We start from the raw sequence: 21,934 nt of genomic DNA on the forward strand, positions 1-21,934 counted from the left end.
GGCATTCGTGTGAACGCCGTCGGCCCGGTACTGACTGATACCGACGGTTTTGTGAATTCATCGTCGATCGCGGCTTTCTCGCCTCGTGACATTGCTTGACTTGAATCGGATTCGTTGCCGTGCGTTTCCCGCGGGAAACGCACGGTCTTTTTCAAGGAGGAGATATGAACGAACCGTATCGTATTGCCATCATCGGTGACGGATGGCGGAGTCGTTTCTTTTGCCGTGTGGCACGGTCGATACCGGACAGATTGAAAGTGGCGCTTGTCGTCGGTAAACATGATGATGCGATGCGGCGCATCCAGCAGGAATACCAGGTGCCGGTCTGTTCGGACTGACAATGCTGGATTCGTATAAAACGGATTTCGTGGCTGTTGCGGTATCATGGCTGGCAGCCCCGACGGCGGTCTGCGACTTGGTCGATGCCGGCCATCATGTCTATTGCGAAACGCCTCCGGCGCCGGATCTGGATGGATTGCGTGCGATATGGCAGCGTCTTTCGGATCGTGCTGATATGGTGCAGGTCGGCGAACAGTATTATCGAATGCCAGGGCACGCCGCCCGTCTGAATATGTTGCGTTCCGGCGCGCTCGGCCAGGTGAATTGCGTTGAGGTCGCTTCGACGCATCTGTATCATGCGGTGGCGCTGATGCGCGACTATATGGATATTGGTTTGAAGACGGTTGCCGTTAATGCGCGTTCGTTTACCGCACCGATGGTTGACCCGCTGCGCTTTGACGGATGGATTGCCGATCCCAAACCGGAGCCTCACACATCCACGGTCGCGACATTGGATTTCGGCGATGGCCGATATGGTCTATACGATTTTGTTGACAACCAGTGGTGGAATCCTTTGCTGGCAAGGCGCATCGTCGCGCACTGGACATGACGTGACGGTCGCCGATGAACCCTGGATGCAACAGTAGGATATTCATGCATTCATATTGAAAACCTCAATGCAACATAGTAACAAAGGAACCGCATGACCCGCCAAAAACTGATTATCGACACTGATTGCGGATCGGATGACGCCGTGGCCATCGCCATGGCGTTGAACGACCCGAATTATGAAATCCTCATGTTTTCAACGGTTTCAGGCAATGTGCATGTCGATCAGGCGACGGTGAATACGCTTACCACGATTGAATACGCGGGCACGTATGAGCCGCCGGTATACCGTGGCAGCGAATGCATGCTGCTTAACGACCTGTCATACGCGTACGAAACGCATGGCGGCGATGGTATGGGGGATATCGGTTTCAAGCCGCGTCGTTTGCATGCGGCGGATGGCAATGGCGTTATCAAATTAATCGAAACATTGCGTTCGCATGAGATTCAGTCGATTGACATTATTGCATTGGGACCGTTGACCAATATCGCATTGGCGTTGCGCGTCGATCCGCAGGCGGTGCGTCGCGCGCGGCGCATCGTGATCATGGGCAGTGCCGGATTGGGGCGAGGCAATGCGTCGCCGGTGGCGGAATTCAATATTTGGCAGGATGCGGAAGCAGCGAAAATCGTGGTGGAAGCCGGATTACAGGATGTCACATTCGTTGGCTGGGACGCCTGCTTGGGTGATTGCATGCTGACGAAGGCCGATATTGAACGTATCCGCGAAAGCGGTGATCTGGGGCGGTTCGCGATGGATTGCAATAAGGATTTGCTGGCGTTGAATCGCGAGCGTTTCCATGATGAATGCCTTGACATGGCCGATCCCGCTGCGATGGCGGCGGCATTGCATCCGCAATGCGTCGCCGATTGCAAACGCTACTATTGCCAGGTCGATACGTCGCAAGGGCCAAGCTATGGCGCGATGCTGGTTGATGTGAACAATGTGTTGGGCCGTGAGCCGAACGTGTCCGTGTGCAGTCGTCTACATGCGGCGGAATACAAGGATTATGTGTTCCGCGCTTTACATGCCGACTGATTGAACATGGCCGGAGACGGGTATGGTTTAAGCAGTGAACTAAGTGATGTTCAAATAATCGGAAAGGTGAAAACATGACCGCAGATCTTCAGGAATTGTTGGACGCTGACGAAGACGTCCGTCGTCTGTTCGAAGGGCGACCCATGCAATACCGCAAGTCGAAATCCTTGCCGGGGCTGACTTGGGAAGCGCAGTCCACATGTACGAAAATCAATCAGATTTTCTTTGAAAATCAGGAAGAAGCCATGCGACTGTTCCATGAGCTTGTTCCGGAAGCCGGAGAAGGTGTGGAATTCCGTCCGCCGATCAATCTGGACTACGGCATCGGCCTCGCCATCGGCGACCACACCTTCATCAACAAGGATTTCCTGATCGTCGGAGGCGGTCGCGTCATCATCGGCAAGAACTGTCTTATCGGTCCGCGCTGCTCCATCGCAACCCCCAACCATGCCCTGGATGCCGCAACGAGATTGGACGGCTGGGAACACACCGCTCCCGTTGTCATCGGCGATAACGTATGGTTCGGCACCAACGTCACCATCTGCCCGGGCGTTACCGTCGGAGACAATTCGATCATCGGTGCGGGTTCCGTAGTGGTCAAGGACATCCCGGCCAATTCCATCGCGGTCGGAAACCCGTGCCGGGTGATTCGCGAACTGCCGGATTGCGACCCGGCCTTTGCTGAAGTCGAAGCCTGAAATATGGCATAGTGAAAGAATGAGCACGATTACTGACATTTCCGCCCGTATGAGCCATGCGGTCGAGGGCCCGGCCTTCGCCAGCGCGGATGAAAACACCGTGGAATTCCGACCGCAGGCCCTGTATATCATCGACGACTCCGGCATCATCGCCGACATCCTCACCCCGGACGATTCGCGATATTTCGCGCTTCGCGGCGAAGCCGCGCGGCTGGGGCGCCTGACCTCGCTGGCCGAAGGCCAGTATCTGCTGCCGGGGTTCAGCGATCTTCATGTGCATGCCCCGCAATGGGTGCAGGATGGCACCGCTCTTGACGAGCCGTTGGAACGCTGGCTGGGCAAATACACATTCCCGACGGAATCGCGTTTTGCGGACAAGTCCTTCGCTGACAGGGCACACGCGCATCTCGTCGATGCGCTGCTCGCCCGCGGCACCACAAGCGTGCTGTATTTCGACACCATCCACCGCGAATCGGCGGTCGGACTGGCGAAAATCTGCGCCGACAAAGGCCAGCGCGCCTTCGTCGGCAAAGTCGTCATGGACGATCCGCAAGCCAGCCCCGACTATTATCGCGAAACCACCGACGAAGCGCTTGCCGACACCGAAGCGTTCATCAACGACGTCGATGGCGTGCGGTGCGCTCAAGGCGTGCATCCGGTGGTAACGCCGCGTTTCGTGCCCAGCTGCACCGATCGTGCCTTGGAGGGCTTGGGCGAGATTGCCGCGAAATACCATGCGTACGTGCAGTCGCATTGCTCGGAAAGCGATTGGGAACACGGCGAGGCGATGCGTCGATACGGACGCAGCGATACTGAAGCCTTGGACACGTTCGGTCTGCTCACCGATCGCACGGTCATGCATCACTGCGTGTTCCTTTCCGAATCCGATGCCGACCTGTTCGCACGTCGGGGCGCTGCCGTCGCACACTGCCCGCTGTCGAACGCCTACTTCGGCGATGCGGTCGCCCCGATTCGCCGATATCGTTCGCAAGGCGTCACCGTCGGCCTCGGCACCGACATCTCCGGCGGATACGATCCGAGCATCTATTCCATGATCCGTATGGCCGCCATCTCCTCACGCGCATTGATGCACGGCGTGAACCCCGCAATGCCTGCCGCAAGCAGAGGTGTCCCGGGCAGCATGATAACGCTTGACCAGGCGTTCTGGCTGGCCACGGTCGGCGGCGCGAGCGCGCTGCATGTCAACGCCGGCGCACTGCGGCCGGGCGAAGTGTGGGACGCCCAGCTGATTGATGTACACGCCCCCGGCAACGATCTTCCGGTCTTCGATGCCGACGAAGATCCCCGCGACGTTTTCCAGAAGATCATCAACCTGTCCACTCCGGCCAACATTCATGCTGTGTGGGTGCAGGGCATGCTTGTGCACGGCTCCGTCGCATAACAACGAATCGGTTGCGGATATACGCAAAGGCGGTGGCGGCTCCCGGCGCCAGGGAGCCGCCACCGCCTGTTTTCATGGTATTGCGATGTTTCCGACGCTACGCGTCGAGGGTATCGAATCACCGACCGGCCGCTGGGGTCCAGAAATCCGGCGGGCCTCAGCCGCGGGCCTTCGCATAGGCCGCATATACGGCCGGCACCGGCTCTCCGGTCTCCACGCCGTCGATGGTGAGCTTCCATGCCGGCGGCTCGGCCTCGCCGGACAGCACCCAGGCCGCCTGGCGGGCGGCGCCGATGGCCACATACTCGTCGGTGGCCGGTCGGGTCACATCCATGCCGAAAATGCCCGGCGCCAGCGTGCGGATGGCTTCGGATTTCGCACCGCCGCCGATCAGCAGAATACGGTCGATCGAAGCTCCCAGCGAGCGGATCAGTTCGAGGCAGTCGCGCTGCGAGCACAGCAGGCCTTCGACGAATGCGCGGGCCAGGTTCTCCTTGGTCGTGTTCTTCAAGGTCAGACCGGTCAGGGACGCGGTCGCGTCCGGACGGTTCGGCGTGCGTTCGCCGTCGAAATACGGGACCAGCGTGATGCCGCCGGCACCGGGCTCGGAAGCGAATGCCAGGGACGCGAGTTCGTCATAGTCGACACCGAGGGCTGAGCGGCCGGCGTCGAGAATGCGCGATCCGTTGATGGTGCAGGCCAGCGGCAGGTAATGGCCGGTGCAGTCGGCGAATCCGGAGACGGCACCGGTCGGATCATAGGTCGGGTTTTCGGAAATGGCCGCCGCAACGCCGGAGGTGCCCAGCGACACGGACACGTCGCCGATGCCCATACCCAGTCCGAGGGAGGCCATTGCGTTGTCTCCGCCGCCCGGGGCGATGATGCAGCCGCCTTCGATATTCTTGCCCGCAATGGCGGGGGAGGCCTTGACGGCGGCTGCATCGTGCGGGCCGAGCACGGTCGGCAGGATCACGTCATGACGGCCCAGTGCCATGTCGATCAGGTCGTAACGGTATTCGTTGGAGGCAGCGTCGAAGTAGATGGTGCCGGATGCGTCGGAACGGTCGGTGAACAGGGCGTCCAGATGGGCGTCTTCGCCTTCTTCGACCGGTCCGAAGCCGGCGATGCGCCAGCTCAGCCAGTCATGCGGCAGGCAGACGGCCGCGATCCTGGCCGCGTTTTCCGGCTCGTTGTCGGCGACCCACTTGAGCTTGGTCAGCGTGTAGGAGGCGACCGGCGAGGAGCCGACGGCCTTGACCCAGCGCTGCTTGCCGCGGGCGATGATGTCCTCCGGCTCGCCTTCTTCGGCCGGCGCCGCGCCGAGCTCCTCGATCAGGGCGGCGGCCTGCGGTGCGGAGCTGGTGTCGTTCCACAGCATGGCGTCACGGATCACGCGGCCCTGCCTATCGAGGATGACCATGCCGTGCTGTTGGCCACCGACCGCGATTGCGGTCACGTCGTCCAAGCCTCCGGCCTGCTGTGCGGCCTCCTGGAACGCGGTCCACCAGTAGTCCGGATTGATGGACGTGCCGTCCGGGTGCTTGGCCTGTCCGAAGCGCACCATTTCACCGGTTTCGGCGTCGGTGACGCGCACCTTGCAGGATTGGGTGGAAGTGTCGATGCCGGCCACCAGTGTTCTCGTCATTGTGCCTCCTTGTATGCGACGGTTCGCCGTGCGCACAACGGTGTGGCGCGCGACAAATAGTTAGATGAATGAACTATGATGTTCAGTGTAGCATTGTTCTTGAGTTTTGAAAAATGCGGAATGATGCGGCAATGCAACGATGCATCGATGCGAACGGGAGATGGGCGACATGGCTTCACTGCGCAGGATAAATCAGGATGATTTACGCAACCATAACCTTTCCGTGGTGCTCGACACGTTGCTGCGTACCACGGACAGGCCCAGCCGCGCCGAACTGGCCAAGCAGACGGGCCTGACCAAGGCGACGATGTCTCTGCTGGTGTCGCTGCTGATGGATGACGGCATACTGTGCGAAGGCGAGCCCGTGGCGCAATCGGCGTACGGGCGTCCCAGCACGCCGCTGTGCATACGCGGAGGCCGTTTCTGCGGGCTCGGGTTGCAGATCAACACCGACGGCTACGGCGTCGTGGCCTTGGACCTGGACGGTTCCATTGCGGGAAGCGAATGGGCTGACGCAGACATGTCGAACGCCGACGCGGAGGAGGCTTTCTCGTCTTTGGACCGCATGGCGCTGGAGCTGGAGGAGCGCCTCGGTGCGAAAGGCTATACGATTACCGGTTCGGCGTTGGCGCTGCCCGGATTGGTCACTGATGACATGCAGCTGATGGTGGCGCGCAATCTTGGATGGGAACAGTTGGATCTGACCTCATTCGATATAGTACGCCGAATGGACGTTCAGGTCGCCAATGAGGCGAATATGGCCGCTTTGGCGCAGATTCCGGGATATGCGTCACAGCGTCGAGGCGAGGGGTTGGTCGGCCCCTCCGATTCGTTCATCTATCTGTCGACGGATATCGGCATCGGCGGCGCGATCGTGCGTGACGGCCAGGTCATTGTAGGTGACCATGGTTTCGGCGGCGAACTTGGCCATATGTCGGTTGAGCTGCGGGGTCCGGTGTGCCGCTGCGGCAGGCGGGGATGCCTGGAGGTCTATGCCGGACGCCGTGCCATGGTTGAAGCCGCGGGAATCGCCAGCGGCGGCGCTGCGGCCAGCAGGGAGTGCCTGGATGAATTGACCGAACGTTGGCGTCAGGGGGACGCCAACGTCGTCGCCGTGGTGGATTGCGCCATTGAGGCCATGACATCAGTGATTGTGTCCGCGATCAATATGTGTGATATCGACACGGTTATTCTGGGCGGTCTGTGGGCCCATTTCGAAAACGGTCTGGCGTCTCGCATGGAACGCATGATCCGCCCGCAGGTGCTTGGCGGATCGCGTACCCATGCGCGTGTGCTGATTTCCGACGTCAACGACCGTCCGGCATTGCTTGGCACGGCGCAGGTCGGACTGCGCCGCTTCGTGGACAATCCGCTGCGATTCATGAAACAGGATTGACCGGCGTTGCCGTGTCGTCGACGACGGCGCTCTTACGAGGCGCCTGATATAGTTGCCGACGGCGTTCCCGCCCGGACTGCGCAGGTCAAGGAGCGCCCGCGGAGGACGCAGGCCGCGTGTCTTCGTGTGCATACCTGCCGTGCGCAGTCATTGGGGATAGGAGCATCCTATGGCCGAACGCGCCCAAAAACCGTCATCATCCCAACCACAACGCAATGATTTCCATCAAAACGACGTGGCGAACGTAACCTCCGACACCTGCGCGCATTTGCGTTGGCGTCCCGCCGACATCGCTGTCGGCGCGGCGCTGGGTGTGGCATGCGGCGTGGTGTTCTGGGGCTTCAACTTCGCGTATTCCTCATTGTCTCCGCTTTTCGGCGCCGTACTTCCCGGATTGGCCAGCCTGCTGCACGCCGTCTGGTATTTTTCCGGCACGTTGGCGGTACTGGTCATTCGAAAGCCGGGCGCGGCGATTTTCGTCAATCTGGTCGGCGGTGCCGCGGAAATGTTGATGGGCAACCAGTTCTCCATCGGTTTTGTGTTCATCTCGGCCATGCTGCAGGGCCTGTTCTCGGAAATTCCGTTCGCCCTGACCCGTTACCGCAGATTCAGCCTGCCGATGTCAATCATGTCGGGCACCCTGACCGCGCTGGAATACGGCTTCTATTTGTTGCTGTTGCGTTACCAGGGGGTATCCTTGCTCAGTCCGCGCGGCATCATCCACATGTCGTGCGAAATCATCGGCGGCGTTGCCATCGCCGGCGTGATGAGCTGGTATCTTTACATGGCGATCGCCCGAACCGGCGCTCTGGATCGGTTGGCCTCGGGAAGGGCGGTCCGCAAATGACTGACTTGCATAACCGGATTGTGAACACGGTCGTCATGCGAATGCCTGTGCCGCGTCGCTCCGCGGCGAATGGCGGGGCATGAATCCGGCGTGGCGTCTCGACTGGTCAGAATATCTGCTATTATCTATGACCGTCGGTTTCCATATCGACGGTTGGGGGTGTAGCTCAGTCGGTTAGAGCAGCGGACTCATAATCCGTCGGTCCACAGTTCAAGCCTGTGCGCCCCTACCCATGTCAAGGGCGGTCATGCGAGCAGGTTCGCATGACCGCCCTTTCGTATGGATTTCCCGCCGCCGAAAGCCACGGAACGCCGGGCCCGGGCCTTGTGTTTCCGTGACGGTCCGGAATCGCTCCGGTTCCTTCTCGCAGCCATTCGGCGTGTCTTGAAATCCGGGCGGGGGAGTATAATCTCGAAAGTTCCGGTTCACGCCTGCCATAGGGGTATGGCGACCCGGGTCACCTGAATCTTTAGGAGACAAAATTATGCAGCAGGGTATCCATCCTGATTATCATGCCGTGCGAGTGACCTGCTCCTGCGGCAACACCTTCGTCACCCGCTCCACCTACAAGGGTGAAGCCATGACGGCCGACGTGTGCTCCCAGTGCCACCCGTTCTACACCGGCAAGCAGAAGATCCTCGACACCGGTGGTCGTGTGGCTCGCTTCGAGAAGCGCTACGGCAAGAAGGCTCAGTAGCTTTCCCAGCGCCAGTCCAATGCATGATCGGCGTCGCTTTGGCGACCTGGTTGTCTTGCAAGGACTGGCGTTTTTGTATATTCCGATACATTTCATGCTTTTACCGACAATGCCGCGCCAGCGGAAAGGAACATCATCATGGCAGACGAACAATTCCCCGCAGCCGCGACGGCATTGGAGGAATACCGCAATATCGAGCAGCAGATGGCAGAGCCGGATGTCGCGTCCAACCCCGATACGATGCGCAAGCTTGGACGCCGTCACGCCGAACTCGGTTCCATCGTCTCCGCGTACAATGCCTACCTGCAGGTGAAGAACGATTTGGAGGCGGCCAAGGAAATGGCCTCCGAAGATCCCGACTTCGCCGAAGAGGCGAAGCGTCTCGAAGCCCAGCTGCCGGAGGTCACCGAAAAGCTGCGTACCGCACTGATTCCACGCGATCCCGACGATGCGCGCGACACCATTATGGAAATCAAGGCCGGTACCGGCGGTGAGGAAGCGGCGTTGTTCGCCGGCGACCTGCTGCGCATGTATATGCGTTATGCGGAAAAGCGCGGTTGGACCACTGTCATCCAGAACGAAAACACCACGGAACTGGGTGGCGTCAAGGATGTGCAGCTTGCCATCCGTGCCAAGGGCACGCCCGCGCCGGAAGACGGCGTGTGGGCGTCCTTGAAGTATGAGGGCGGCGTGCACCGCGTGCAGCGCATCCCCGTTACCGAATCGCAGGGTCGTATCCAGACTTCCGCGGCCGGCGTCATCGTGTTCCCGGAGGCCGATGAAGACGATGATGAAATCGAAATCGATCCAAAGGATCTGAAAATCGATATCTTCATGAGTTCCGGCCCGGGCGGTCAGTCCGTGAACACCACATATTCCGCAGTGCGTATGACGCATATTCCGACCGGCATCGTCGTAAGCATGCAGGATGAGAAGTCGCAGATTCAGAACCGTGCCGCCGCATTGCGCGTATTGAAGTCCCGCCTGCTCGCCATGAAGCATGAGCAGGAGGCCGCCGAGGCCGCTGACATGCGTCATTCGCAGGTGCGTTCACTGGACCGTTCCGAGCGTATCCGCACCTACAATTTCCCGGAAAACCGCATCGTTGACCATCGCACTAATTACAAGGCTTACAATTTGGACGCCGTGCTTGACGGCGATCTGCAGGCCGTCATCGATTCCGATATTCAGGCCGACGAAGCGGAACGCCTCGCCAACCAGAAGTAATCGCTGAAGAATCGTCGACCGTGCCATGAATGCCGCCGCAACCGTAGCCGAACTGATACGCCACTCCGCAGCAATATTGCAGGAGTCTGGTGTTGATATGCCGCAGCATGATGCCAAATTGTTGCTTGCGGCGGCGTTCGGCTGCGAATTGCGTGATGTTGATAAGGCGATGCTGATGCGAGATGACGTCTCGGCATTGGCTGAGGTCGTGCATTGGACCGCACATGAGGCTGAGGATGAAGGCGATATAGTCGGCGGCGCGATCGCCGACGCTGGCGATTCCGCTGCTGGAACAGCCGGCGATATCGCCAGCAGCCTGCGCCGTTTCGATGATATGATCGCTCGTCGCGCAGCACGCGAACCGCTGCAGCATATTACAGGTCATGCACCATTTCGCTGGCTGGATTTGGCCGTGGGGCCGGGCGTGTTCATTCCACGGCCGGAAACGGAAACCGTCGTGCAGGCTGGATTGGATTGGCTGGCGTCGCGATACGACGATGGTATGCAGAGTGGCGACAGTCACGGTGCCCCGCGCGTTGCCGACCTGTGCGCAGGCAGCGGTGCCATCGGACTGTCCGTCGCCACCGAACTGCGCGATAGCGAAGTATGGGCCGTCGAATTGTCGGAACGAACTGCACAATGGACGCAGCGCAACCGCAACGCGACGCTGCGGACCGGCAGCGATCGATCCCGCTATCATCTCATCATCGGCGACGCCACCGCGCCGGAAACGTTGCACGAATTGGACGGCACCATAGATCTGGTCATTACCAATCCTCCATACGTGCCGCTGAGCGAAATCCCCGAACAACCCGAAGTGCGCAATCATGATCCTGAACTCGCTCTATATGGCGGTTCTCCGGATGGCACGCTCATTCCCGAACGCATCATTGACCGTACGTACACTCTGCTGCGCGCAGGCGGCGCCATCGTCATGGAACATGACATCACCCAGGGTGCAAGCCTTGTGGAATACGCGCAACGACATGGTTTCGCCAACGCCTATACCGGCAATGATTGGACAGGTCGCCCGCGCTATCTGTTCGCCATCAAATCAGCAGAATAGAAGGCCGTCAAATGTGCGGCCGTGCGACGCAACATCGCCGCACGGCCGCATACATCAGTCAATTGCAATGCCAATCAATCGCGCTCAAGCCGCGCAACGCTACGCCGCATACTCCTGGTACGCGGAAGCGTCGGCATCTGTAATCGTACGAATCACGCGAGCGGGATTGCCCACGGCGACGCTGTTCGCAGGAATGTCCTTCGTCACCACAGCGCCCGCGCCAATCACGCAGCCATCACCAATCGTGACGCCGCCCAATACCGTTGCGCCGCCACCAAACCAGCAATTCGAACCAATAGTGATTGGTAAGCCGTATTCGTAGTCATAAAACGAACCATCGGCGGCTTTGCGCACATTGCGATCTTGCCAACGAATCGGATGCATCGGTGGCAGGATTGACACATTCGGCCCGAACAGCACATCATTACCGATAGTCACCGGAGCACAGTCAAGACAGGTGAAATTGAAATTCATGAACACACGGTCGCCGAACGACGTGTGGCAGCCATAGTCAAAGAAAATCGGTCCCATCACGTCCAAGTTCTCGCCATGCTCCGGCAACAGCTCGTCAAGAACGGCTGCGCGACCTTCATGAGCGCCGCGGGGAAGCGCATTGAACTTCGTGCACAGGTCGCCGGCCTTTTCGCGGAGCGCGGTCAGTTCCGGATCGGCGGGATTATACAGTTTCCCGTCCAGCATTTCCTCACGCTCGCTGCGACGGGGACGTCGTAGCTCGACCGGTGGCGTCGGTGCCATAAACGATTCCTTTCTAACGGTTCATCTCTGACGACGCTTCCAATGATAGCCGTTCGCAAGGCGTCGGGAATGTCGTGATTCGTGGCATGTTCATGCACTCATATTGTGTACGAGCCGGGTGCGTATTACCTATGAGTCTCGGCACAATGATGCAATAGTAGGTTGTGTGCATAAAGGAGGAAGCATGAGTCAGGTACGAGCCATTGACGACGATTCCCTCGCCCAAGCCAAGGCAATTATCCGGGACGGCGGCCTTATCGTCATCCCAACCGATACGGTGTACGGCATTTGTTGTGATCCGCGCAATATCGAAGCGATACAGCGTGTATACAAAGCGAAGCAGCGACCGAAATACAAGTCTCTGCAGGTTCTGCTCGCCTCCACTGACGATTTGGACGCGCTGCGCCTCGACCTGCCTGTTCCGCTGAATCGTCTTGCCGCGCAATTCCTTCCCGGCGCATTCTCGCCGATTGCCGTCGCACATGAAAACTGTTTGCTGGCAACGCTGCACCATGATCCCAACGGCGGGCCCGCCACACAAGGCATCCGCATTCCGAATTCCACAGCCTGTTTGCGTATTCTGCGCGCAACCGGCCCGCTTGCTGCATCCAGCGCGAATCTGTCTGGCGGCGAAAGCGCGCAAACCATTGAAGAAGCGGTGACTGCCTTCGGCGACGCCATCGATTTATATCTGGATGGCGGCCCGACACAAGGTCATATCGCCAGCACCGTCGTCGCGGCGAATCCTCTTGAACGCGACGGCATCGAAATCCTACGCGAAGGACTGATTCGCGAATCCGTAATCCGCAAAGCCCTGACCATGAACGGCGGTGCATTGGGCGCATGAGAGTCTACCTGTTCATCGCGGCCATTGCAGGCGGCGCCACATACTTGATCACACCACTGATTCGCCATCTGGCTATCGGCATCGGCGCGGTCGGCGAAGTGCGCGCTCGCGACGTGCATACGATTCCGACGCCGCGTATGGGCGGCCTCGGCATGCTGATTGGCTTCACCGTCGCCATGCTGGTCGCAAGCCGCATCCCTTTTATTGAAGGTTTGTTTACGGATACGCAACAGGCGTGGGTGATTTTGGCGGGCGCCATCATGATCTGTTTGCTGGGCATGGCCGACGATTTGTGGGATCTTGATTGGATGCTGAAAATGGCGGGACAGCTGCTGATTGCGGTATTCGTCGCCTGGGGAGGACTGCAGATCATTTCATTGCCGTTGGGATCCCTCGTCGCGGCCTCCCCGAGTATTTCCATCACGATTACGGCGTTTTTGATCGTCGCGTCGATTAATGCGGTGAATTTCGTGGATGGCCTTGACGGCCTTGCATCGGGCATTGTCGCAATCGGCGGCATCGCCTTTGCGATTTATTCGTATATCATCGCCCGCAATTCGCCGTCATACGCGTCGATGGCGACACTGATCGACATTGCCATGGTGGGCATGTGCGTCGGATTCATTCTGCATAATTGGAATCCTGCGAAGCTGTTCATGGGTGATTCCGGATCGATGCTGCTGGGCTATCTGATTACATGTGCGTCGATTGTGATGACGGGACGGTTGGATCCGGCTTCAATCCACGCGAGCATTTATTTGCCGGTGTTCATGCCGATTTTGCTGCCGGTTCTGGTGTTGTTCCTGCCGGTGTTGGACATGTGCATGGCGATTGTGCGACGTGTACGCAAAGGTCAGTCGCCGATGCATCCGGACCGTATGCATTTGCACCACCGGATGCTTCGCATCGGACATTCAGTTCGCGGAGCCGTGCTGATTCTATGGGGTTGGGCGGCGCTGATCGCATTCGGATCGTTGATGGTGCTGTTCTTTAAAATTCAATATGTTGCGATTGGATTCGCGATTGCCGCGGCGCTTTTGACGGGGGCTACGATGTATCCGTATCTGCGGTGCCGTTTGCCTGAAATGCGCGAGGAGAATGCGGCATTGGAGGCGGCGAAGCATGCGAATAAGCCGGCTGAGGATAGCATGAAGTGACGGAAATAGCGGAAAATGAAGGGAAGATGGTGGCTCGGTTAATGTGAATCGAACATGATGGCGCATGCCGCTATACCACTTTCGTGTCGTTTCGTCAGCACGCACCCATATAGTGAGCCTATGGCTACAATCGATATGAATGCTCAAGCTCCATACGAACCTCTTCCGCCGATTTTCTCCCAGTTGGGCCTCGCATATGACGATGTGCTGCTGCTGCCGAATGAAACCGACGTCATCCCGTCTGAAGTGGATACCACCACTCATCTGACTCGCAACATCACGATGAAGGTTCCGGCGATTTCCGCCGCCATGGATACCGTCACCGAATCCGAAATGGCTATTGCCATGGCTCGTAACGGCGGTATCGGCGTGCTGCACCGCAACCTTTCCATCGATGATCAGGCCGCTCAGGTCGACATCGTCAAGCGTAGCGAATCCGGTATGATTACCGATCCGTTGACAGTCAACCCGGATGTCACGCTTGCTGATCTCGACAAGCTGTGCGGCCGTTTCCATATCTCCGGTCTGCCGGTTGTCGACAAGGACAACAAGCTCGTCGGCATCATCACCAACCGCGACATGCGTTTCATCGCCTCCGAGGACTACGACCACCTCAAGGTGCGCGACGTGATGACCAAGGAAAACCTGATTACCGGCCCGTCCAGCATTTCCAAGGAAGACGCCCACGATCTGCTGGCCAAGAACAAGGTTGAAAAGCTGCCGCTGGTCGACGCTGAAGGTCACCTGACCGGCCTGATCACCGTGAAGGACTTCGTCAAGACCGAACAGTACCCGGACGCCACCAAGGATGAACAGGGCCGTCTGCGCGTCGCCGCCGGCATCGGCTTCCTTGGTGATGCCTGGCAGCGTGCTTCTGCTCTGATGGAAGCCGGTGTCGACGTACTCGTTGTCGACACCGCCAACGGCGAAGCCAAACTGGCCCTTGACATGATTCGCCGCATCAAGTCCGATTCGGCCTTCAAGGGCGTGGACATCATCGGTGGTAACGTAGCAACCCGTCAGGGCGCCCAGGCCATGATCGACGCAGGCGTCGACGCCGTCAAGGTCGGTGTCGGCCCGGGCTCCATCTGCACCACCCGCGTGGTCGCCGGCGTCGGCGTCCCGCAGCTGACCGCCGTGTACGAGGCCGCTCAGGCCTGCCGTGCCGCCGGCGTGCCGTGCATCGCCGACGGTGGCATCCACTACTCTGGCGACATCGCCAAGGCCCTGGTGGCCGGTGCAAGCTCCGTCATGCTCGGCGGCACCTTGGCCGGCTGTGAGGAGGCTCCGGGCGAGAAGGTCCTGCTGCACGGCAAGCAGTACAAGCTGTACCGTGGCATGGGCTCTTTGGGCGCCATGGCTCCGCGCGGCAAGAAGAGCTACTCCAAGGACCGTTACTTCCAGGCTGACGTCACTTCCAACGACAAGGTCATTCCGGAAGGCGTCGAAGGCGAAGTTCCGTACCGCGGCTCCCTGAACGCTGTGCTGTACCAGATGATCGGCGGCCTGCACCAGTCGATGTTCTACATCGGCGCCCACAACATCGCCGAAATGCCGGAAAAGGGCCGTTTCATCCGCATCACGGACGCCGGCCTGCGTGAATCCCATCCGCACGACATCGTGATGACCGCCGAAGCTCCGAACTACACGGGCCGTAACTAGTCTCACGCACGCGTGAATAACGGCGCGACATAACTCTGAATGCCTCCCATTTCTTTCCCAAGAAACGGGAGGTATTCTGTTTTCACGCATTCAAACCGTCATATCCGTACTGGTATGACGGTTTGTAGGCTCGTCGGATTCCCATTTCGTCAAATCCACGTGGTTGTGACGTTTTGGGGTGATCTGCGGGTTCGTTTTTCGTTAAATCCACGTGGTTGTGACGTTATGGGTAACCTGCGGGCGCATTTTTCGTCATATCCGTACTGGCATGAGGATTTGCTGATCGGACTGGCATCTGTTTCGTAATTTCTTTAGGGTTTTACGATTTGAGGCGTGGTGGGGGATCCGGCTTGCTGTGATTCGGAAGACGGCGTGTACCTTCCAGAAGGTATCCTTCAATGTTTAGCGACTATCGAGGAAAGGTGATCAGCATGGTTGACGCACATGATGGTGAAACGTACACGGCGAAGGATTCCCGCCTGATCTGGATCGATTGCGAGATGACGGGCTTGGATATTTTCGGCGGCGACGAACTGGTCGAGATTTCCGTTGTGCCTACCGATTTCGACCTGAACGTGCTCGACGAAGGCATCGATTATGTGATCAAGCCTTCCGACAAGGCCGTGGCCCACATGAACGATTTCGTGCGCGACATGCACACCCGTTCCGGATTGATCAACGAATGGGAAAACGGTCTGAGCCTGGAAGATGCCGAAGCGAAGGTCACCGAATACGTGGCCCGCTTTACCCCGCAAGGCGTGCGCCCGCTGCTGGCTGGCAATTCCATCGGATCCGACAAGAAATTCCTCGACCACTACATGCCGGGCCTGATGAGCCACCTGCATTATCGCGTCGTTGACGTGAGCACACTTAAGGAATTGGCACGCCGCTGGTATCCGGCCGTCTACGAAAACCGTCCGCCGAAGAACGGCGGTCACCGCGCGCTGGCCGACATCATTGAATCTTTGGATGAACTTCGCTATTATCGCAAGGCCTTCATGGCGGCCGCCCCCGGCCCCGATGCCGCCGAAGCGAAGGCAATCGCCGACGACATCGTCGCAACCAGCATTGCGCAGTAATCATTGAATGCAGCATATATGCATATATGCTGCATTCAATTGCTGTAATCATCGGCAGGCAATCGCGCTGCTGAATCGCAGTAATCAATTGCGATGATTGTTGCACATACAAAATTCTGCGGCAATCATTGCGACAACATCAATGATTGCCGCGTATCAATCACAATAATCGCGGAATCGCAATAATCGTGGCCGCTCGCATCGTGAAAGGACGGCAATGACAGCACTTGATTGGACCAACATTGAAGGCCCGCAGGACATTCGTCTTGTGATCGCCGACATGGACGGTACGCTGTTGGACGGCCAAAGCCGCATTCCTGAAGGCTTTTGGGACATGATGGCGAAACTGCGCGCTGCCGGCGTCACCTTCGTGCCTGCGTCGGGGCGTCAATATGCGACGTTGCGCAATATGTTCGCCGAAAAAGCGGACGACCTGTCATATATTGCGGAAAACGGCAATGTCGTGGCCATCGACGGCGTCGTTGTCGAAACGTATGGCGTTGACGTCGACGTCACGCGACGCGTTATCGATTTGGTCGATGACGCTGTGCAGCAAGGTCGCCATGATATCGGCATGGTGATCTGCGGCCTGAAAACAGCGTATATACAGCGCGATGATGACGCATTCGTCACGGAATGCAGCAAATATTATGCTGCGTTGAAGATTGTTCCGGATTTGCATGATGTGCTGGCTGACATTCCGGAACAAGACGAAATTTTGAAACTTGCGATTTTCGATTTTGGCGACGTGGAATCGATGGCGAACGAATTGTTTCTGCCGTTGATGAATGATTATCAGGCCGTCGTATCCGGCGCACATTGGGTTGATATTATGGATAAAAATGTCGATAAAAAGCAGGGTGCGTTGTCATTGCAGCGTCACCTTGATGTGACTCCGGCTCAAACCGCGGTTTTCGGCGATTATCTGAATGATTTGGAACTGCTTGAAGCCGGCGAATGGTCCTTCGCCATGGGCAATGCGCATCCGCGTCTTAAGGAATCCGCACATTACATCGCGCCGACGAATGTGGAACACGGCGTACTGCAGGTCGTGAACAGGCTGGTCGGCTGATATGAGGCAATCCGAAGCGTTGGCGATTCTCAACTCAGGAGCAAACGTATTTCTCACCGGTGCCCCCGGTGCTGGCAAAACGTATGTGCTGAACGAATTCATCGCCGGCGCGCGGCGTGAAGGCGCATCGGTGTCGGTTACCGCGTCGACCGGCATCGCGGCAACTCATATCAACGGCCAGACCATTCATTCGTGGAGTGGCGTCGGATTGGCGACCGCGTTGACCGACAATCTGCTGAAAACCATTCGCACACGGCGCAAACGCAAATTGCAGGCCGCCGACATTCTCGTCATTGACGAAGTGTCGATGATGCATGCGTGGCTGTTCGACATGGTCGACGAAGTCTGCCGGCGTGTCCGTCATGATGAGCGGCCTTTCGGCGGACTGCAAGTCGTATTATCAGGTGATTTCTTTCAGCTGCCGCCTGTCAGCGTTTCGGGACGTAATCATGATCTGATCGCGCCCTCACCGGAATTCATTGCCAGTCGTGAACGCTATGCGAAAGCCGCGCGCAATCCGGAAGGATTCATCACCGAATCGCTGGTTTGGGATGCGCTTTCGCCGGTCGTGTGTTATCTGACCGAACAGCATCGACAGGACGACGGGCAGTTGCTCGGCGTACTCACCGATATTCGTGAAGGCGCTGTGGATGACGATGACCGCAATCTACTGCTCACCCGACTGGGCGTTATGCCTCAGCCCGGTCAGCAGGCTGTGAATCTGTTCCCCGTAAACAAGCAGGCCGACACGCTTAATGACATGCGACTGTTCGAAATTCGCAGTGAAGCACACGAATTCTATGCCGAAACCGCAGGTCCGGCGAATCTGGTGGAACGCTTGAAAAAGAATATGCTTGCGCCGGACAAGCTCGTGCTTAAAACCGGAGCGGCCGTGATGGCCGTGCGCAATGATCCCGACCATCAGTTTGTCAACGGTTCACTGGGAACCGTGCGCGGCTTCGCGCCGGAAAACAAAGGCGGATGGCCGATCGTCGAATTCGAAAACGGCAACATCGTCACCATGAAGCAAAACTGTTGGGAAATGATGGACGGCGAAACCGTGCTTGCCTCCGTCAACCAGGTGCCTTTGCGCTGCGCGTGGGCTATTACCATCCACAAATCACAGGGCATGACCCTTGACCGTGCCGTTATGGATTTACGGCGCACTTTCGCGCCCGGTATGGGATATGTGGCATTGTCGCGCGTCGAACGATTGGACGGCTTGTATTTGGGCGGCGTCAATGAGCGTATGTTCTTGGTTTCGCCGGAAGCGGTGATGCTTGACGGGCGGCTGCGTGCTGATTCCGCAGCCGCTAGTTCGCAGCTTGCCGAACAAGGCGCAGCCTCATTCAAGCCGCAGTCCGAACTATTCGCAGACGGGGTCGGTGCAGTCGGGGACGGAGAATTCGACGAATTCGCCCAAGCCGCGCTGTTTTGATGCAAAACGGCTGCCTCGTATGATTTTTCCGCATGTTCTGAAGCGCATTTGACGATTGTGTGTACCCCTCTGCCGTATAAGTCTGTTATTGGAATGGCTTTTCGTTGAAATTTCAACAACTGAGAACTCGGTCTACTGGGCTCAGGTACACACAATCGTAAGATAGCCTCGAAACGGCAACATTTAGAGATTGTCTTCAACGAGCCGAGCCATTTTTTGCGTATTTTTGATGCTGCAATATGAAAGTCTGTTTGCTGTCGGAGTCTCAACCGTTATGGCAGTGTCGTAGTGAATCGCCGCGCCGCCACGCTGTTCTGCCGCTTCGCATTGCGTTAAAACCATGTGGCTCTGCCGGTTTGGGGATGTCTGTGCGGGGCAGTTCCGTAATTTCCCTAGGATTTTTGCGGTTTTGCAGGCTTATAGGGTGCTTTGCTGCGGGGAAAGCGATTGAGATGGCACTATTATTGGATGTACTCAATGGTGAGTTGCGAGGCGGGGGAGGCCCACTCCGCGGATTTGGAGGTGCATGATGAAGCACATGAAGCATGTAAAGTCGTATGCGATCTCCGCAGTCGGTCTGCTTGTTCTGTTTGCGGTGTTCCTGATGTTCGGCATGCCGTCGCTGCCGGCCTGGGGGACGGTGAAACTGACTGATATTCTCACCATCGTCGGCGGCTTGCTGTTCGTATTGCCGATGTATATCGATTCCATCAAACGCAAAGAAGCGGCCAATGCGCGGCATCGTTGGGTGTGGTATTACCTTCCGGTCGTCGGCATTGTGCTGGTATGTGTCGGCATTTTCATTCCCAACAGCGTGATGCTGCTTTCGATTGTTCCGCTCGCGGATGTGCTGTATCTGATCGGATGCCTGCTGATGCTGATTATCTACGCGTACCCGCCGTTCGACATTGAGCATGAAGTGTTGGAAGAAGTGGTGGAGGACGAAGTCGAGCAGGATACGGCATTAGGGCGGTAATGTCCCATAACGCTAATATTTTGGGCATATGACTAAAGCACTTCGTATGTCCACCATGTTCCTACGCACATTGCGCGAGGATCCCGCTGACGCCGACGTCGACTCCGCCAAGCTGCTGCAGCGCGCCGGTTATATCCGTAAAACCGCTCCCGGCATCTGGACCTGGCTGCCGCTCGGTTTGAACGTTCTCAATAAGATCGAAGCCATCATCCGTGAGGAGATGAATGGCATCGGCGCTCAGGAAGTGCATTTCCCGGCACTGCTGCCGCGTGAGCCGTATGAGACGACCCACCGTTGGGAGGAATACGGCGAGAACCTGTTCCGTCTGAAGGACCGTCACGACGCCGACTATCTGTTGGCGCCGACCCATGAGGAAATGTTCACCCTGCTGGTCAAGGACATGTATTCCTCCTACAAGGATCTGCCGGTTACCCTGTACCAGATCCAGACTAAGTACCGTGACGAATTCCGTCCTCGCGCCGGTCTTGTGCGCGGACGCGAATTCGTGATGAAGGACGCCTATTCGTTCACGCTGGACGAAGAAGGCATGAAGCGGTGCTATATGGATGAGCGCGGCGCATACGAACGCATCTTCCAGCGTCTGCACCTGGACTACGTGCCTGTGTTCGCCATGTCCGGCCCGATGGGCGGTTCGGCTTCCGAGGAATTCCTTGCCCCGATGGCAATCGGTGAAGATACGTTCGCACTGGCGCCGTCCGGTAAGGCATGGAATGTGGAAGCCCTGACCACTCCGGAAGTGCCTCAAGTCGATTGCAGCGCGACCGCGGCCATGGAGTCGTTGGACACCCCGGAATCCAAGACCATCGACGATCTGGTGGGCACCGCGAACCGCCTGTACCCACGTGAGGACGGCCGCGAATGGACCGCTGCAGACACGTTGAAGACCGTCGCCGTCACCGTGCTGCACGCCGAAGACGAAGATCATGACAAGCCGTGGCGTGAAGTCATCGCCGTCGCCATTCCGGGCGACCGACAGGTCGACATGAAGCGTCTGGAAGCGCAGTTCGCCCCGTCCGAACTGGAAGAAGCCACTGAAGAGGACCTGAAGCAGCATCCGGAGATGGTCGCCGGCTACATGGGGCCGATGGTGTTCGGTAAGCAGGGTGAGGCTGCTGGCGTGGCCGAGCCGGTCCGCTTCTTCATTGACGCCCATGTCGCCCGCGGTTCCGAATGGATTATCGGCGGCGACGAAGCTGGCAAGCATCGCTTCCATGCAGTGTATGGCCGTGACTTCGAAGCCGATGGCACAGTGGAGGCCGTGGAAGTGCGTCACGGCGATATGAGCCCGGATGGCTCCGGTCCGCTGAGCTTCGAGCGTGGCGTGGAAATCGGCCAGGTTTTCCAGCTTGGCTTGAAGTATTCCAAGGCTTTGGACCTGAAGGTGCTCGATCAGAACGGCAAGACCGTTCCGGTGTGGATGGGCTGCTATGGCATCGGCGTCAGCCGTGTGCTCGCCTGCCTGGCTGAAGTGCACCATGACGAAAAGGGCCTTGCCTGGCCGGCCGTCGTCGCTCCGGCGCAAGTGCATGTTGTGGCCACCGGCAAGGATGAGGCCGCTTTCGAAGCCGCTGAAAAGCTGGTTGCCGAACTCGAAGAAAACGGCGTCGAGGTTATTTACGACGACCGCAAGAAGGTTTCTCCGGGCGTTAAGTTCAAGGATGCCGAGCTGATCGGTGTGCCGCTGATCGCTGTCGCAGGCCGCGATACCGTGAACAATGGCACCATCGAAGTGCGTGACCGCAATGGTGAGAATTCCGAGGCGGTGCCGGCTGCCGAAGCCGCGAAGGTGATTGCAGGCCGTCTATCGGTGCTGTTGGGATGAAATATCGCTGACATCACCGCTTGTGTGTGGTGATGAAGGATGCAGTTGAAGGCGATTCCGCTTCTACGAAGGCGAAATCGCCTTTTGCTTATTCACTTTGTTTGTCCTTTCGAAATTGTGAATAAGTGAAAATTGTTCACACGCTATCCACGACGCGCCGGCGCAATCGTCTCTTCGTCCACAAGACCCGTTTGGCCTT

The 21,934-nt window shown here is 58.0% G+C and carries 20 protein-coding genes and 1 tRNA gene; 19 read left to right on the forward strand and 2 right to left on the reverse strand.

Annotated features, from left to right (window positions below; translation table 11 throughout):
• Positions 1-164 precede the first annotated feature (164 nt).
• The 5 genes from AC1AWD_RS01510 to guaD all read left to right on the forward strand — a co-directional run bounded on the left by AC1AWD_RS01510 (position 165) and on the right by guaD (position 4,027).
• Complete coding sequence (locus AC1AWD_RS01510) at positions 165-338, forward strand: hypothetical protein (protein WP_476563294.1); 174 nt, start codon at positions 165-167, stop codon at positions 336-338.
• Positions 339-367: 29 nt separating this feature from the next.
• A complete protein-coding gene (locus AC1AWD_RS01515; protein ID WP_476563295.1) occupies positions 368-889 on the forward strand; it encodes a Gfo/Idh/MocA family oxidoreductase in 522 nt (173 codons plus the stop codon).
• A gap of 93 nt (positions 890-982) precedes the next feature.
• Positions 983-1,927, forward strand: a complete 945-nt coding sequence (locus AC1AWD_RS01520; RefSeq protein WP_476563296.1) for a nucleoside hydrolase — start codon at positions 983-985, stop codon at positions 1,925-1,927.
• A gap of 74 nt (positions 1,928-2,001) precedes the next feature.
• On the forward strand, positions 2,002-2,625 hold the full coding sequence (locus tag AC1AWD_RS01525) for a sugar O-acetyltransferase (RefSeq protein ID WP_476563297.1): 624 nt from the start codon (positions 2,002-2,004) through the stop codon (positions 2,623-2,625).
• 19 nt (positions 2,626-2,644) lie between these two features.
• Positions 2,645-4,027 carry a guanine deaminase gene (guaD, locus tag AC1AWD_RS01530; RefSeq protein ID WP_476563298.1) on the forward strand — a complete coding sequence of 461 codons (1,383 nt, stop codon included), beginning with the start codon at positions 2,645-2,647 and terminating at the stop codon, positions 4,025-4,027.
• A gap of 157 nt (positions 4,028-4,184) precedes the next feature.
• Here guaD and AC1AWD_RS01535 read toward each other — a convergent pair whose 3' ends face one another.
• On the reverse strand, positions 4,185-5,672 hold the full coding sequence (locus tag AC1AWD_RS01535) for a xylulokinase (RefSeq protein WP_476563299.1): 1,488 nt from the start codon (positions 5,670-5,672) through the stop codon (positions 4,185-4,187).
• A gap of 169 nt (positions 5,673-5,841) precedes the next feature.
• On the opposite strand from AC1AWD_RS01535, the gene AC1AWD_RS01540 reads away from it, so the two are divergent.
• The 6 genes from AC1AWD_RS01540 (at position 5,842) to prmC (ending at position 10,905) form a co-directional block, all read left to right on the forward strand.
• Positions 5,842-7,068: an ROK family protein gene (locus AC1AWD_RS01540; RefSeq protein WP_476564519.1), complete on the forward strand. Its 1,227-nt coding sequence runs from the start codon at positions 5,842-5,844 to the stop codon at positions 7,066-7,068.
• A gap of 169 nt (positions 7,069-7,237) precedes the next feature.
• Entirely contained in the window at positions 7,238-7,915 is a 678-nt protein-coding gene (locus AC1AWD_RS01545) for an ECF transporter S component (RefSeq protein WP_476563300.1), read from the forward strand.
• Positions 7,916-8,070: 155 nt separating this feature from the next.
• Positions 8,071-8,144, forward strand: a tRNA-Ile gene (locus AC1AWD_RS01550).
• Between the two features lie 255 nt (positions 8,145-8,399).
• A complete protein-coding gene (gene rpmE, locus AC1AWD_RS01555) occupies positions 8,400-8,612 on the forward strand; it encodes a 50S ribosomal protein L31 (RefSeq protein WP_476563301.1) in 213 nt (70 codons plus the stop codon).
• A 138-nt stretch (positions 8,613-8,750) separates the two neighbouring features.
• Positions 8,751-9,839, forward strand: a complete 1,089-nt coding sequence (prfA, locus tag AC1AWD_RS01560) for a peptide chain release factor 1 (RefSeq protein WP_476563302.1) — start codon at positions 8,751-8,753, stop codon at positions 9,837-9,839.
• A gap of 25 nt (positions 9,840-9,864) precedes the next feature.
• Positions 9,865-10,905, forward strand: coding sequence for a peptide chain release factor N(5)-glutamine methyltransferase (gene prmC, locus AC1AWD_RS01565; protein WP_476563303.1), 1,041 nt, complete (start codon positions 9,865-9,867; stop codon positions 10,903-10,905).
• A gap of 99 nt (positions 10,906-11,004) precedes the next feature.
• Here the strand turns inward: prmC and AC1AWD_RS01570 are convergent, their stop codons facing one another.
• Positions 11,005-11,661: a sugar O-acetyltransferase gene (locus tag AC1AWD_RS01570; RefSeq protein ID WP_476563304.1), complete on the reverse strand. Its 657-nt coding sequence runs from the start codon at positions 11,659-11,661 to the stop codon at positions 11,005-11,007.
• Positions 11,662-11,845: 184 nt separating this feature from the next.
• Between AC1AWD_RS01570 and AC1AWD_RS01575 the strand changes: the two genes are divergently transcribed.
• From AC1AWD_RS01575 to AC1AWD_RS01610, 8 genes are all read left to right on the forward strand, one after another.
• Positions 11,846-12,508: an L-threonylcarbamoyladenylate synthase gene (locus AC1AWD_RS01575; RefSeq protein WP_476563305.1), complete on the forward strand. Its 663-nt coding sequence runs from the start codon at positions 11,846-11,848 to the stop codon at positions 12,506-12,508.
• Entirely contained in the window at positions 12,505-13,665 is a 1,161-nt protein-coding gene (locus AC1AWD_RS01580; RefSeq protein ID WP_476563306.1) for an MraY family glycosyltransferase, read from the forward strand. The genes AC1AWD_RS01575 and AC1AWD_RS01580 overlap by 4 nt, the downstream gene beginning before the upstream one ends.
• A 120-nt stretch (positions 13,666-13,785) precedes the next feature.
• Positions 13,786-15,327, forward strand: a complete 1,542-nt coding sequence (gene guaB / locus AC1AWD_RS01585; RefSeq protein WP_476563307.1) for an IMP dehydrogenase — start codon at positions 13,786-13,788, stop codon at positions 15,325-15,327.
• A gap of 431 nt (positions 15,328-15,758) precedes the next feature.
• Positions 15,759-16,406: an oligoribonuclease gene (gene orn, locus AC1AWD_RS01590; protein ID WP_476563308.1), complete on the forward strand. Its 648-nt coding sequence runs from the start codon at positions 15,759-15,761 to the stop codon at positions 16,404-16,406.
• A gap of 217 nt (positions 16,407-16,623) precedes the next feature.
• On the forward strand, positions 16,624-17,478 hold the full coding sequence (locus tag AC1AWD_RS01595) for a Cof-type HAD-IIB family hydrolase (RefSeq protein ID WP_476563309.1): 855 nt from the start codon (positions 16,624-16,626) through the stop codon (positions 17,476-17,478).
• 1 nt (position 17,479) lies between these two features.
• A complete protein-coding gene (locus AC1AWD_RS01600; RefSeq protein WP_476563310.1) occupies positions 17,480-18,916 on the forward strand; it encodes a PIF1 family DEAD/DEAH box helicase in 1,437 nt (478 codons plus the stop codon).
• A 538-nt stretch (positions 18,917-19,454) separates the two neighbouring features.
• On the forward strand, positions 19,455-19,892 hold the full coding sequence (locus AC1AWD_RS01605) for a permease (RefSeq protein WP_476563311.1): 438 nt from the start codon (positions 19,455-19,457) through the stop codon (positions 19,890-19,892).
• A 46-nt stretch (positions 19,893-19,938) separates the two neighbouring features.
• Positions 19,939-21,735, forward strand: a complete 1,797-nt coding sequence (locus AC1AWD_RS01610; RefSeq protein WP_476564521.1) for a proline--tRNA ligase — start codon at positions 19,939-19,941, stop codon at positions 21,733-21,735.
• Positions 21,736-21,934 lie beyond the last annotated feature (199 nt).

The organism is Bifidobacterium sp. LH_512 (assembly GCF_056356435.1).